Source organism: Ferroacidibacillus organovorans (assembly GCF_001642725.1).
GTDB lineage: Bacteria > Bacillota > Bacilli > Alicyclobacillales > SLC66 > Ferroacidibacillus > Ferroacidibacillus organovorans.
The window spans coordinates 1-13825 of sequence record NZ_LSUQ01000010.1 but is presented as its reverse complement, the minus strand read 5'-3'; the positions used below and the strand labels follow the sequence as shown (position 1 = coordinate 13825).

Below are 13825 nucleotides of genomic sequence, written 5' to 3'. Positions count from 1 at the left end.
CAAACCGTGCACCATCAATGAATCGTAACGATGTACTGGGAGTTGACATACCCTTTTTTCTCCTGGCCATCGATAATCTCTGAAAAACCTCCAGCACTCGGCGCCAATAAGACAAGATATTGGCCATTTGTCACCGTGTCAATCACGGGAGATGAAAGTGAGTTCGACTGGTGCACATCGAGAACTCCACCTTCACTGAGACCATTTACCTCCACGACGTTTTGCAGGCTGACTTGATTCCAATCGACAAACCCTGTTTGTCCACTAGGCAAGGCCACCTTGTCCCATCCAGGTGAGTCGCCATAGACATTAAAGTAAGAACCTTTGGGTATGACCCCAAGCAAAGGCTGCACCATTCCAGTGTCGTTTGGCGCCTGATAAACGTTCATAATGACACTTGTATAGCCGCGCGCACCATTCGGATAGGCAAAAAACGGGCGCGTGCTCTGCACGGGCATCAGAGGCTGCGATCCAGTCGTTTGCGAATACGAAGCAATCATTGACATCACGCGCGCGATGCTGTTTGCCCAATATGGATCGGTCGCATAATCGACATTCATCCCATTCAAATTAGGACCGTTAAAAAACGAACCGGCAGGATTTAAATAGAGATTGCGAACAAACCACGCTTGAAAATTGATATCGTACTCCACAGAGCGGAACGTTGCCGCCGCGTTTGGATTGGAGGTGTACGCCTCATAGCCAAACAGATTGTTTCGCGCACGGGCAAAATAGGACGTACCCCATGCAGACTCAATAATAGCATGCGCTACAAGATATTGCGCGTTTACACCATACGCTTGTTCCGCCTCAATAAAGTAGGCGCCGGAATTTTGCAAGACGCTGTTCGATGCCGCGTGCGCGGCAAAAAAGGCGTTAATCTCTTGTGCCGTGAGGGTCGAAGACGTTTCCAAATTCATCGTTTGGTAAGGGTTTTGCCACTGTCCTACATACGTCACACCGCTTGCCGTTTTTGCATACCAGTGATCGTAATCATTGGAGACATACGTGACACCTGACTGCATGAACGCAGGCGCCGGCGCGAGCGTCGTAATCTCTGGCCCCCAGTGATCAACAACCATGCCGTTCACATTCGTGAACGTATCACCATAGGGTGATGACACGCTGGTCGGGTAATTTGAATAGTCAACTTGGTGCGTCGCCGTTTCGATAACCTGTACGTGATCGAGTGTTTTTGCATAGGCGATCGCGGTCTGTTCGGATTGGAATGAGCGAACCAATTGGAGATAGCGGTAGACCCCAAACGCCCCAGCGTTTGACCAGACGATTTGATTCGTAGAGAGTTGAATGACCACGGAATTTGGCAACGTTTTCGCGTCTGCGATCGCAGCGGATTCTGTGGTATACGAACCGACCGTGCTCGAACCCACCTCAACCGCATAAGCCGGAACGTTTGAAAACACAACGGTACCTGTCGCGATCGATGAAACACTCACATCCGTTAACCCTTTTACATACGCGAGCGCTTCTTGTTCTGTCGAAAACTGTTTGACAAGCACACCGTTTTGATAGACGTTATAGCGCAGAATATTATCCCACACATCTTGATTCGTCGAAACGGACTTGATCTCACTGTTTGGCGTCGCGGAGGTAGACTGGATCGCGTGTTGCAGTGTTTGGTACGCGTCGACAAACTGGTTGTTGACATAGACATCGTAGCGCGCGGTAAAAAGCGCCTGGTGCGTGATGGTCGAATAGACCGAACCTTGAGGCGCGCGGCGTACGGCTGCAAGCGCATCCTGAAGCGACTGATAAGGAGCAAGGCCTGTCCCTAAGGACACCTCGTAATTATCCATCTTGCTATAGACGATGGAACCTGTTTCGCGATTGATGACATAGACTTCCTGCAGTGATGTCGCCGCGGCAATCGCTTGATCCAGGGTTTTAAAAGTCGATGGTGACGGCAGTGAATTTGCCGAAGCGAATGTGGCAGACGATTGAATGCGGTATGGATTCACAACGTTCGACTGAACAATACGACCTGTCGACAAATCGAACACGGTGCTGTCGCGAAGATGCATTTCCTGCTTCATGGCTGCCGACAACACATTCGTCGTGAGAACCGTGCGCAAGCCGTGGCCAGTGTCGACAACGACGCGGTATCGGCCAGGAAGGGTCATCGTGCGTACAGCGCGCGTTGCAGTTTGCGCGTATTCAGATCCAGAAGAATGCGTTGTGCCCATCGACATGGCGTGTGCACTCATCGACGTGCTGAGCGTGATCGTTACAGCCCAAGGTAATAGAACGTTCAAACGATATCGAGACAAATGAGGCTCCCCTCCAACGTTATTATGGAGAGGAGCCGTAAACTCTGTCAACGAAAAACGACATCTTTTGCAAGAAAAAGAGAGATTTCCATCATATTTTTGGGAAAACTGTGGATCAGGACACGCGTTCGACAATCATCGCGATTCCCTGTCCGCCTCCGATGCATAAAGATACAGCTGCAAAGCGCCCTTGTCTCTCATGAAGCTGAAGGATGGCTGAGAGAAGTAGGCGAGCACCACTCGCCCCGACCGGATGGCCAAGAGCGATTGCACCGCCTAGCGGATTCAACTGATCATCGCGAATACCCAATGTCTTTTGCACCGCGAGTACTTGCGATGCAAACGCCTCATTGACCTCGATCAAATCCATCTCGCTCAAATCAAGGTTCGCCCGATGGAGCGCCTGCGTCAACGCGGGGACGGGACCAATTCCCATGCGCGATGGATCGACACCAGCGATGCCAAAACTGATGATGCGGGCGAGCGGTTGCACTTTTTCCCGCGCAACCCCCTCTTCTCCTGCGAGTACGAGCATGGCCGCGCCGTCGTTTATTCCGCTTGAATTTCCGGCAGTCACCGATCCATTCGTGCGAAATGCAGGTTTTAATGCACTAAGTCTCTCAAGGGAGGTCTCTTCACGAATATGCTCATCCTGTGTGACGAGCGTCATCCCCTTCCGCCCCTTGACACTCACCGGGATAATCTCCTTTGCAAACATGTGACGAGATGCGGCAGCGCGCGCGTGCGAGCGTAGGGCAAACGCATCCTGCGCTTCTCTCGTAATTTCATAGTCAACCGCAAGATTCTCCGCCGTCTCTCCCATTCCGCATCCTACGTATTCATCTTTCAGCGTAGCCCACAGCATATCTGTCAGTTCTGGCTTTCCGATACCAGCGCCAAACCGCGCACCATGCATCGCGTAGGGGATCTGACTCATACTCTCCGTTCCCCCGACGAGCGCCATTTCTCCGTGATCAAGCATCAACGACTCGACGGCACTCACGACAGCCTGCAGACCTGATCCACAAAGCCGATTGAGCGTGAGCGCAGTCGAAGTTTGCGGAATCCCTGAGCGAAGCGCAACATGCCGCGACATGTACGCTGCATTAGCGGATGATTGAACGACGTTCCCAAGAACAACTTGGTCGATGTGAGACGGTTCAATACCGCTTCGCCTCATCGCCTCAACGGAAGCGACTACCGCGAGCTCTTCTGCAGAAACATCTTTTAGCGCGCCACCAAACGAGCCAAAAGGCGTTCTCGCCCCACCTAACACATAGACATGTTTCAATTCGAGTCCTCCCCGTAGACCGCGTAAATTTCACCGACTGTCCGCTGTGCGACATTTTTCACTGTTCCTTTTGCAAACGACGCTAATGCATCGCGATCTGTCGCCTGAATCCCCTGAAGCTCAAGCGCCCGCAGCACGGTTGGGTAGATCGCCCGTTTGGAACCGTCTGCAATCTTTACTGCAATGCCTAACCCCTCTTTCATGACGCCTAAACCGTGCACCCCTTCAGCACCTTCTTTGCCGACAATCCGCTCTTTAAAGGCGTTCATAAGTGCCGTATCAAAGCGCGCTGTTCCTCCGACCATTTCTGGGTAGTGATTCATCGCCTGGGCAATTTTCGCGAGCGGATCACGATAAATCTGAGGGGCAAATTCCGGATTGGCAAGGCGCGCGAAGAGCAGCGCAAGCGTTTTTAGAGGTACACCAAACACAGGCGCTCCACACCCATCTGTTTCTACTTCGATCCGCTGAATGTCCACCTCGCCAATTTCAGCAATCGCATTCAAAATAAAGCGTTGTAATGGATGGTTTTTATCCAGATAATCGTCGGTAGACTCTGCGCGTGCTTTGGCTGCCGCAATCATTCCTGCGTGCTTGCCCGAGCAATTGTTGTGAAGCTGACGCGTGGCGATTCCTAATCTCAACAGCTCGCGCGACGCGTGTTCATCATAAGGGAGATGCGCCCCACACTGTAGTTCTTCTTCACTCGTCCCCGATTTTTGCAGCATCGACCACGCCAATGCGACATGTCGCTCTTCTCCACTGTGTGACGCGCAAGCGAGCGCTAACTCTTGCTCCGTAAATCCATACTTTTCAAGCGCGCCTGACATGACGAGACCAAGCGCTTGAAACGGTTTCATTGAAGATCGCGCAAATACGTTAACGTGCGGATCCCCCCACCCACAAAGCAGTCGACCGTCCGCTGAAACAATCGCCACATGCCCCATGTGGATTGACTCCGTAGACTTTCCTCGCGTTACATGTACTAACTCTACGCCGTGACTCAACTCATATCCTCCTCGTGAATAGAACGCACCATCTTCCTCTTACTCTATCACCTTCCGCGCAGAAGGTGAACGCCCGATAAATTGAAAAAGGCGCCAATCATCCCGCAACACGTCGGAAGGATTGACGCCGTTTCATTTGCTGAATCACGTCATGCGCGATAGGTTTGTCTTTACGCAATCGACAAATTTATGGCTTTGTGCCGAGTGTAAACGTGAGCGACGCACTCGACTGCATTGCACCGTGCGGCATTGGATGCTGGGAGAGAACGACACTCGACGCGATCTTCGACTGCCCTTGCAATGTATAGGAATAGTGAATGTGGCGCGCCGAGAGCACAGAAACGGCTTGCGCATAACTCATTCCAAGGAGCGATGGGACAAGAATTTGTCCTTGCGCGATCCCTACATAAAGTGTGACAGGCGTCGTTTTGACGAGCGACTGCCCCGCTTGTGGAGTCGTGTTCACCACGCGTTGAGAAGGTCCTGCTTGAGAGAGCACATGGATATGCGATGCAGGGATGCCGAGCGCTTGCAATCGAGCCATCGCCTGATGCAGTGTCGCGTTTTTAAGATCAGGCATGTGAAGCGCATGCGGTGACTGGGGTTTCAAAGCATGCGAAATTGTCCCTGTGCTCGTTTGGTTTACAGCGGATTGTTGTCCGAGATTTTGCGAGATCCAAATCCCTGTACTCAAAACAAGAACTGCCAAAACGAAGACGATAAATCCGACACGCAATAGCTTTCTCTTTGCGGCAAACGGCAGCGTTCGCTCAACCGTTGACTCATTCATTGACTCCGTCTGCGCTGCGATTGCGCGATCCCGATGTTCACGCGCTTTTTTCTCTGCATCAGCCTCCATCATGCGTTGAACAATGATGGGGACTTCAATCGTATCCTGAAATTGCATATCGGCATTGCGCGAGAGCGTATCCTCCGATGGGTTCAACGCACTACGTAGAGTTTGTAGCGGGTCAACCTGGAACAAGTCAAAAAGCGAAGTTTTCAAATCGCTTAACGTCTCATCTTCCTGAATCGAAGAGTGTTCAAACCTTTCGATCGATTCCGCCGTCATTCCACAGGCGGCTCCGTGCAGTCGCAACAGATGCGACAAATACACGCGAACCGAGCGAACACGCTCTTTTAGTGTTGGAAGATGCGTAGGTAGCAGCGCAAGCATTTGTGGACCGACATGTTGGTCCCAAAGGACTTGGGCATTGCGAATCGTCACTGGCAAGCCTGCCCGCCAGAGAGACTCTGCCCCCTCAATGACACTTAGACAACGCGTCAAAAGGCGTTCTTTCGGTGTAAACGATTCTGCTTTGGCAAACGTCGACGGCATCAGAAAGACACACGCGAGTTCATCTTCTGAAAATACACAGTCTAATACGTCTGCGACGTACTCGTGAGAAAAGGCTGAGCGGGTTGCAAGCCATTGTTCGATAATTGAACGTTCATCGCGATGAACCTTGCGAACTGCCAGAAAAACACTGCGATTCAGTCGCACATCTTGCGCGACACCCATGCGCCAACCATCTTCGCCCAATTCAAGGGACGACGCATTGTAGCGCTCGGTCCAGTGCATGTGTGTCTCAACTCCTACTGGGCAGGATGACTCACTTCAAGAACTTCGCGTTTCGCGAGACGGCGCTCGATACGATGTGCGCGACGCTCTGGAGCTGTTTCATAGTGCCGTTTTTCTTCATCGGTTTCCGGATAAACAGGAGGAACTGTCGCTGGTTTCCCGTCTGGGCCCAGACCAACAAACGTGAGATACGACGCTCCTGTAAGGCGGCGTTCCCCAGTGAGTAGATTTTCAGATTCAATCTTACAGAAAATCTCCATGGACGTCTTGTATGTACATGTGACAAACGCCTCTAAGATAATCGCTTCTCCCACACGAATCGGTGCAAGAAAATCGAGACTGTCACTCGACGCCGTGACAACAGGCATTCGCGCGTGACGCATGGCAGTGATACTCGCAAGTTTATCAACATACGCCATCACGCGTCCACCAAAAATCGTTCCGTGATTATTTGTGTCTGGAGGCAACACGAGATCGGACATCGTTGTGCGTGAAGCAGAGACAGGTTTCGCTTCCATACTCATCTTATACAAAGAACGGATGGACCAAAGAAATGGTCGTCCATTGAGGTGAAGTAAAGGTAAAATAGGCGACGATGACGGCGAGAACGCCCATAACAATCCACATTGCGCGCTGCATAATAGATGCCTCCCTCATGATTCATTCTGAGAACGCGTCATCTCAACTCCGACGGTTCCAAAAACACCTTGAATGGGCGCCCCCGGTTTTTCGACTCGAACGGTAACGGTTAGAATTCGCGAAAACGATTCTAAGATCGCCTGCGCGATACGTTGCGCAACGGTTTCGACAAGTTTTACAGGAGAACCTTCGACAATGAGTTTTACGACCTCATATACTTTTCCGTAGTCAACGGTTGCTGTCACGTCGTCAAACGTGGCAGCCTCTTGAAAATCTCCATATAAACGCAAAGTAACAACGAATCGTTGACCAAGTGTCGTCTCTTCTCCATACACGCCGTGACGACCATAAAACGCTAGATCGTCCATAACGATGCAATCCATCAGGAATGTACTCCCCTATCCGCATCTTGCTGAAGAGCGAAACTCGCCGCATGCGTTCCTGCGACATGTCCCGTCGTAAAAGCTACAGTAATATTATACCCTCCTGTATGGGCATGCACATCGAGAATTTCACCAGCAAAAAATAGTCCGCGTATTTGTTTAGATTGCAGTGTGCGCGGATCGACTTCTGAAAGACGTATTCCACCGCCTGTCACTGTCGATTTTGCCAACCCAAGTGTATCATGGACCACTACTTCAAATCGCTTCAACTGATCGACAATTTCTTCTCCATTCTTTGACAAAAGTTCGCGAAGTGTGACCGAAGCTTTGAATCCACAGCGTTCAAAGACAACATCTGCCAAACGTTCAGGCACAATCTCCCTCAGCATGCTGCGCACCGATTTTTTTGAATGCGCATCACGGTTCTCATCAAGCATTTGCATAAAAGCTTCCTTTGTAAATCCTGGCAACAGATCTAATTGTACCATTAATGGCTGTTTACCTGTTTTCATTTGTCGCGTCACGACACTGTGACTTAATCTCAGCGCGAGCGGACCAGACAAACCAAAGTGCGTAAAAAGTAAATCTCCTTCTTCTTGAATAACGCGTTTGCCTCGCTCATCAAAAAGTGTTGCCTTCACACTTTTTAAAGAAAGCCCCTGCAATCTTTTTTCTTGAATGAGCACATCGTGTGATACGAGTGCGACCGATGTGGGATAAGGCGCCACAATCGTATGACCATGCTCTTCCGCCATCACATACCCATCCCCTGTAGAGCCTGTGAGCGGAGCGCTACAGCCACCTGTTGCAAGAACGATTGCCCGCGCTTTTACGCGCTCTCCAGTTTGTAAAAGAACACCCGCGACACCGCCACCCTCACCGAGGATATGACTGACGTGAGACGCATAGCGGATCTTCACATCCTGACGCTCCAATTCACGCAATACCGCGTCAAGAACCGTTTGCGCGCGATCGGTGACAGGGAAAAGACGCCCCCGATCCTCTTCTTTTAGTTTGACGCCCCGCGATTCAAAAAAATGAATGATCTCATAGCTCGACCACTGCGAGAATACACTGTGTAAAAAACGGCCATTCCCTGGTATGTTGTGAAGAATATGCTCTGTCCCTTTAGCGTTTGTCACGTTACAGCGCCCGCCGCCTGAGATCAGCAATTTGCGTCCAAGACGATCACCTTTTTCTAGCATCGTCACGTTCGCCCCCGATTGGGCGGCGGCAATGGCCGCCATGAGACCCGCTGGGCCGCCACCAATCACGATGATATCCGTTTGTATCAATTCTTGACTCCCCTGTGTTTCAACCTTTTCTTAAGCCTATACGATGGCCTAATTCCATGCAAGTGATCGATTGCCCCACACCCCTCCTGCATTCTCAGCCGCATACGCATTTTGCAACGTTGTGAGCATTGCGTTAAGATCTAAAAATAGGATAGGAGGCACTTCTCGTGAATCTGAGATCGAAACGGCTCAACTTATTTTCATCCGCTGTTTTCTATGAATTATCCAATCTCACAGAAAAGCGAAAACAGGATGGATTGCCCGTTTTTCCCTTAGGCATCGGTTCCCCCGATCTTCCACCGCCACTGCACAGCATTGACGTATTGCGAGAAGCCTTACTAGACCCCTCTTCATTTTCTTACCAACGAACAGAAGGATTGACAGATTTCCGAGCATGCATCTCTCGCTTCATGGCCGCTCAATACGGCGTACAGGTTGATCCTGAATGTGAAGTGCTTCCGCTCATCGGCGCACAAGACGGTCTCTCCCACATCACGCTCGCACTGGTCGATCCCGGCGATATTGTTTTGATTCCTGATCCTGGATATCCAATCTACGAGGTCGCCGTGCATCTCGCCGGCGCAACACCTTATTTTTATCCGCTGCGGGGGGAGCATGATTTTCTCCCTGATTGGTCAATGATTCCGTCGACCATCGCTGAACGTGCAAAACTCATGATTTTAAACTTCCCGGGAAATCCGACAACGGCTGTCGGATCACGACGCGTTTTTGAAGAAGCCATCCATTTCGCGCGTCTTCACGAGATCGCAATCATCCATGACGCAACGTATATCGAGTTGCAGTTTGATGAACACCAAACCCCATCGTTTCTTTCCGTTCCAGGTGCTAAGGAACTAGGAATTGAACTGCACTCGCTTTCAAAGACATTCAATTTTGCAGGTGCTCGCGTCGCGTTCGCCGTTGGCCAACAGGATATGCTTGAGGCACTTCGAATTGTAAAATCACAGGTGGATTACGGAATTTTTATGCCTATCCAAAAAGCCGCGATGGCTACCCTCGATAATGATCGCGGACATCATCGATCGCTACGCGCCATGTATAAAGAGAGGCGCGATCAATTTCTCGCGCCTCTGCATGCTGCTGGATGGGACATCCGTATACCTGAAGGCACAATGTTCGTATTCGCGCATACGTTCGGACAAGATTCACGAACATTTGCTCGTCGACTGCTAGAAGAAACCGGTGTCGTCAGCGTCCCAGGTGTTGGTTTTGGTCCTTCTGGTGAGGGTTACGTACGTTTTGCAATGGTGACTTCAAAGGATGAACTTAGCGACATCGCATCACAAATCGCGAAAAAAATCGATCGTTTACGCAATCGGCAAACCTGATGCCTTTTCAAGATAGATTCGCAGGCGATTAATCCAATCCGCAGCTTGTGCGCGGGTGATCGTTTCGTTTGGCTTAAACAACCCATCTTGATACGCAGTCACGATTCCCAGCTTGAGAAGATCTGTAACAGCCGCATAAAACCAGTCTGACGTTGAAACGTCAGACGGAGTGACAGGCAGTGAGCGCGTCACCGCCGATGGTGATGGTGTAACGCTTGGCGTTGTCGATGCGGATGACGACCCAGCCGCTGAAGTTGGCGTCGACGTTGATCCTGAGGTCGCAGACGTTGATCCTGAGGTCGCAGGCGTTGATCCTGAGGTCGCAGACGTTGATCCTGAGGTCGCAGGCGTTGATCCTGAGGTCGCAGACGCGTGTGCATACGACGGCGCGGGATACACAGTTACATTTTTGATGGCCTGAAGTTGCACACTGCTTGCCGATTGCAGGTCATAGTAACTGATCCCGGGACATAAAGCCTGATGGGCTAATACGGCAAACTGTTCTATCTCTGCGGCTGTTGCCGCTGCGAAAGACTGACCAATCGGGGCAATCGGGTGACCCAGCGGCTTTAATTCAGCGATTGATTGATCGAATGCACTTGTAACTGTCTGACCAAATTCCGCCCAATAAATTTGCGGGAGACATACGTCACAAAATGCGCTAAACGCTGTGTATGGGAATTGCGGATGAAGACTTGGGAACGCAAAAGGTGCGTATCCGATCACGAGATGAGGGTTTTTTGTGCGTAGCGCATGTCCAAATACTGTTGCCTCCGGCGCCTTTCCATCATACGCCGTCTCTGCATCAATCACATACCAGTCTGCCCCCGCATCAATTCCCTGCTGTGCGGCTTGTGCTTCCGCTGTCGGTTGACTGCCGTAGACAAAACCCCATGCACCAACCATAAATCCTGCCTGTTGAAGTGGTTTAACAACCTTCGAAAATTGTGACAAAACGGTGGTTCCATCATGGCTCTTCACGAGAAAACCATCAATGCCGAGACGTTGTCCCAAAGAAATGATGGATTGAACATCTCCGCTGAGCGTACTTGCCACTTCCCATATCCACATATGTTTGCCGCGATAAACTGACATCGTAGACTCCCTTTCGCTATGGCTCGTTCTACTTCAAAATGCATAGCCATTTATTGAAAATCACGCTTGTCCGCAAGACTCAGCATTTTTGATATACTATGTCTATCTTCGGAAAAAGGTGACATTTTCAAAAATCAACGAATTGGATTATCTCGAATCAGCATGATTCTACGAATTGCGATCGAATCGTTCGTCTTCATCAATTGAAGGATTTGTTTCTGTTTAAAAAATAATCGCTGAGGTACATTAAATTTAGAAATGAAAAGGGGATTAACAGATGAACGGTCAATTACAACCGCCAATACATGCTGGCTGGGCATGGCAATATCAGTGGTTAAATCTCTCTGTCGCAGACATGATTGTTGTAGCGCTGATGGTGATTGTTTTTGCATTGGCATTGGTACTTCCGTTTCCAAGGGAGGACAATAAATGAAAACAAATCTGACAAAAACGATCCGTTTGTGGATCCAAGATGTTTTACCTATGGAAAATCTTTTACCGGATACAATGCCTGCATATGTTGATTCGTATGTGTATCTATTCGGAATTTTAACGGTTGCTGCATTGGTATGGCTTATCGTTACAGGCACGATACTGGCGGTCTTCGGACCTGATTGGTGGCATGTTTCAACCGTTGGTCACTTCTTTAACAGTATGCACTTCTGGTCCGTGCAGGCATTCTTTTTTTTCATGATTCTACACCTATGGGCACAGTTTTTGATGGCGGCATGGCGCGGTGGCCGCCACTGGACGTGGATTGGCGGATGGTTATTGTTTCTTGTTTCCATTGTCGCCGCATTGACAGGCTATCTATCACAGACCAACTTTGATGCACAATGGATCGGTGTACAAGGAAAAGACGCGATGAATGCCACAGGAATTGACGGATTCTTCAACATTCTAAATTTTGGTCAAATGTATGGTCTTCATATTTTTGTATTACCCATGGCGATTATTGTTCTGCTAATTGTTCATTTAATGCTCGTCCGAATGCACGGTGTCGTGGAACCATTTTCACATCCGCTTGAAGGAGATGAGTCGATTGCGCAGAACGTGGACAAACACCAATAGCCAATATCCCCAAGTGCCATACGACCTGATCAAAGAAATGCTCGTTGCGTTAAGTGTGATCGGTGTTATCGTACTTGTCCTTGCAGGAATATTTTCTACACCAGATGTACCTGCATTAACTGCAAAGCAAGTGGTACAACAAGATCCCAAACTTCTCATACAAACCGCTCTCGATGATCTTTCTTTGCAAGATGCAATTTCTACATATGGCCCACCCTATAACCATACGCCTAATGCAGCGCAACATCTAGGGCCGATCTCACCAGAGTCATGGGCAGGGGTACAAATACCCGTGAACTCAGCGCAAGACAATGTCATTGGTCCACTGACCCGATTTCTTCCAATCGCACCATCCTTAGAGGCTCCTCTAACCGCGTGGAACCATGCGACACGTTCAACGCAGATCCACTGGGCAGACACAGTAAGCAACGCTTTAAACAAGGCGAAAATTACAAATGGCAAACTCATCCTGCCAGGAAATATGACAACGGATTACGGACCGGTGCCACAACTGATCAATGCGTACCTTGCGCTAGCACGAACAGGATTACTTGAATCTGCAATCGACGGCGCTACGGGACCCATGCCTGCGATGAACAGAACCAAGTCCCTGTTGTTGTTTCAAGCAACTCCCGATGAACAATACGCAAACCAACTCGATATGACGGGTAATCAGTGGGGAATTATTAAGGAGACCGGAAACTATCCAGGTGCAGTTTGGCTATGGTACTACACACTACTGTATCAGATCCCCCCATTTTCAACATCATCCTCCGCAGATTTGTTGGTTGTATTAACGGTGGGAATTGTTACTGTATTACTAATGCTGACACCGTTTATTCCAGTGGTGCGTTCCATTCCTAGATGGATTGGAATTTACAAGCTCATTTGGCGAAGGTACTATCGTGAATATGGCAATGGAAGGCGTGAAAAAAGTCATGAAACAACATAAAGTTTTGGTTCCTAAAAGATGGGTAGTTGGTGTATTTTGTATTGTAGGTGTTTATGCGACAGGGTTGATTTATAATTCAGTAATTGATGGTGGTTGGGTGACTGGATTCATTGGCGCAACCTTATTATCCATTTCACTGTATGCAACAGCTAGTCCACTCGCTGCATCAATGTGGAGGCATCGCGTAAAAAAATCAGATCAAAGTTTACAACCAAAATTAAATCGAATGGGTACCCTCTCCAAAAAAGAAAACCCTGTAAAAAATCGTCCTTGAATTCATAGAAAGAGTGGTCTCTCAGTATGTAGAGAGACCACTCTTACAACAACCTGTGAATGGAGGCGCCACCCGGATTCGAACCGGGGAGTGAAGGTTTTGCAGACCTTGGCCTTACCACTTGGCTATGGCGCCACAATGGTGGCTCGGGACGGAATCGAACCGCCGACACGAGGATTTTCAGTCCTCTGCTCTACCGACTGAGCTACCGAGCCCTATGTCGTATTATAAACCAAACGAAGGAATCACGCATTATAAGGTGTTGGTTGCGGGGGCAGGACTCGAACCTGCGACCTTCGGGTTATGAGCCCGACGAGCTGCCAACTGCTCCACCCCGCGATAGGATATGGAGCTCCCAACCAGATTCGAACTGGTGACCTCATCCTTACCATGGATGCGCTCTACCTACTGAGCTATGGGAGCGAACTTCTGGCTGGGGAGGTAGGGATCGAACCTACGAGTGACGGAGTCAAAGTCCGTTGCCTTACCACTTGGCGACTCCCCAAAATGTATGGTGGAGGGGGTAGGATTCGAACCTACGAAGCTTGCGCAACGGATTTACAGTCCGCCCCAGTTGGCCACTTTGGTACCCCTCCATG

General features: G+C 49.7%; 13 protein-coding genes and 6 tRNA genes. 5 read left to right on the top strand and 14 right to left on the bottom strand.

The window, feature by feature from the left end; all coding sequences use genetic code 11:
- Window positions 1–14: 14 nt before the first annotated feature.
- The 7 genes from AYW79_RS05190 to AYW79_RS05160 all read right to left on the bottom strand — a co-directional run bounded on the left by AYW79_RS05190 (window position 15) and on the right by AYW79_RS05160 (window position 8485).
- Window positions 15–2288: a glucosaminidase domain-containing protein gene (locus AYW79_RS05190; RefSeq protein WP_067562618.1), complete on the bottom strand. Its 2274-nt coding sequence runs from the start codon at window positions 2286–2288 to the stop codon at window positions 15–17.
- A 115-nt stretch (window positions 2289–2403) separates the two neighbouring features.
- Window positions 2404–3579, bottom strand: coding sequence for a thiolase family protein (locus AYW79_RS05185; protein WP_067562614.1), 1176 nt, complete (start codon window positions 3577–3579; stop codon window positions 2404–2406).
- Entirely contained in the window at window positions 3576–4586 is a 1011-nt protein-coding gene (locus AYW79_RS05180) for an asparaginase (RefSeq protein ID WP_067562611.1), read from the bottom strand. The genes AYW79_RS05185 and AYW79_RS05180 overlap by 4 nt, the downstream gene beginning before the upstream one ends.
- A 187-nt stretch (window positions 4587–4773) precedes the next feature.
- Window positions 4774–6168 (bottom strand): PASTA domain-containing protein, encoded by a 1395-nt coding sequence (locus AYW79_RS05175; RefSeq protein WP_067562608.1) that lies wholly within the window; start codon window positions 6166–6168, stop codon window positions 4774–4776.
- Window positions 6169–6182: 14 nt separating this feature from the next.
- Window positions 6183–6686, bottom strand: a complete 504-nt coding sequence (locus AYW79_RS05170) for an acyl-CoA thioesterase (protein ID WP_067562604.1) — start codon at window positions 6684–6686, stop codon at window positions 6183–6185.
- A 135-nt stretch (window positions 6687–6821) separates the two neighbouring features.
- Window positions 6822–7190 carry a dihydroneopterin aldolase gene (gene folB, locus AYW79_RS05165; protein ID WP_067562601.1) on the bottom strand — a complete coding sequence of 123 codons (369 nt, stop codon included), beginning with the start codon at window positions 7188–7190 and terminating at the stop codon, window positions 6822–6824.
- The gene (locus tag AYW79_RS05160) at window positions 7190–8485 is read right to left on the bottom strand and encodes a BaiN/RdsA family NAD(P)/FAD-dependent oxidoreductase (RefSeq protein WP_082806550.1); all 1296 of its coding nucleotides are present in this window, start codon (window positions 8483–8485) and stop codon (window positions 7190–7192) included. Before AYW79_RS05160 ends, folB begins: the two co-directional genes overlap by 1 nt.
- A 167-nt stretch (window positions 8486–8652) precedes the next feature.
- Here AYW79_RS05160 and AYW79_RS05155 point away from each other — a divergent pair, with 167 nt between their 5' ends.
- Window positions 8653–9834: an aminotransferase class I/II-fold pyridoxal phosphate-dependent enzyme gene (locus AYW79_RS05155; RefSeq protein WP_067562597.1), complete on the top strand. Its 1182-nt coding sequence runs from the start codon at window positions 8653–8655 to the stop codon at window positions 9832–9834.
- Here the strand turns inward: AYW79_RS05155 and AYW79_RS05150 are convergent.
- On the bottom strand, window positions 9814–10929 hold the full coding sequence (locus tag AYW79_RS05150) for an S-layer homology domain-containing protein (RefSeq protein WP_067562594.1): 1116 nt from the start codon (window positions 10927–10929) through the stop codon (window positions 9814–9816). The two genes, AYW79_RS05155 and AYW79_RS05150, sit on opposite strands and share 21 nt — an antisense overlap.
- A gap of 277 nt (window positions 10930–11206) precedes the next feature.
- Here AYW79_RS05150 and AYW79_RS15475 point away from each other — a divergent pair, with 277 nt between their 5' ends.
- The 4 genes from AYW79_RS15475 to AYW79_RS15470 are packed head-to-tail and all read left to right on the top strand — an operon-like array spanning window position 11207 to window position 13226.
- Complete coding sequence (locus tag AYW79_RS15475; RefSeq protein WP_156481720.1) at window positions 11207–11362, top strand: hypothetical protein; 156 nt, start codon at window positions 11207–11209, stop codon at window positions 11360–11362.
- Window positions 11359–12000: a cytochrome b N-terminal domain-containing protein gene (locus tag AYW79_RS05145; RefSeq protein ID WP_067562590.1), complete on the top strand. Its 642-nt coding sequence runs from the start codon at window positions 11359–11361 to the stop codon at window positions 11998–12000. Before AYW79_RS15475 ends, AYW79_RS05145 begins: the two co-directional genes overlap by 4 nt.
- Entirely contained in the window at window positions 11972–12952 is a 981-nt protein-coding gene (locus AYW79_RS05140) for a hypothetical protein (protein WP_067952459.1), read from the top strand. Before AYW79_RS05145 ends, AYW79_RS05140 begins: the two co-directional genes overlap by 29 nt.
- The gene (locus tag AYW79_RS15470) at window positions 12906–13226 is read left to right on the top strand and encodes a hypothetical protein (RefSeq protein ID WP_156481719.1); all 321 of its coding nucleotides are present in this window, start codon (window positions 12906–12908) and stop codon (window positions 13224–13226) included. Before AYW79_RS05140 ends, AYW79_RS15470 begins: the two co-directional genes overlap by 47 nt.
- A 60-nt stretch (window positions 13227–13286) precedes the next feature.
- On the opposite strand, the gene AYW79_RS05135 is transcribed toward AYW79_RS15470, so the two are convergent.
- The 6 genes from AYW79_RS05135 to AYW79_RS05110 form a co-directional block, all read right to left on the bottom strand.
- A tRNA-Cys gene (locus AYW79_RS05135) sits at window positions 13287–13361 on the bottom strand.
- A 4-nt stretch (window positions 13362–13365) separates the two neighbouring features.
- Window positions 13366–13441: transfer RNA gene (locus AYW79_RS05130), tRNA-Phe, on the bottom strand.
- 48 nt (window positions 13442–13489) lie between these two features.
- Window positions 13490–13565, bottom strand: a tRNA-Met gene (locus tag AYW79_RS05125).
- 8 nt (window positions 13566–13573) lie between these two features.
- Window positions 13574–13649, bottom strand: a tRNA-Thr gene (locus tag AYW79_RS05120).
- A 7-nt stretch (window positions 13650–13656) separates the two neighbouring features.
- Window positions 13657–13731: transfer RNA gene (locus AYW79_RS05115), tRNA-Gln, on the bottom strand.
- A 7-nt stretch (window positions 13732–13738) separates the two neighbouring features.
- Window positions 13739–13822: transfer RNA gene (locus AYW79_RS05110), tRNA-Tyr, on the bottom strand.
- Window positions 13823–13825: the final 3 nt, after the last annotated feature.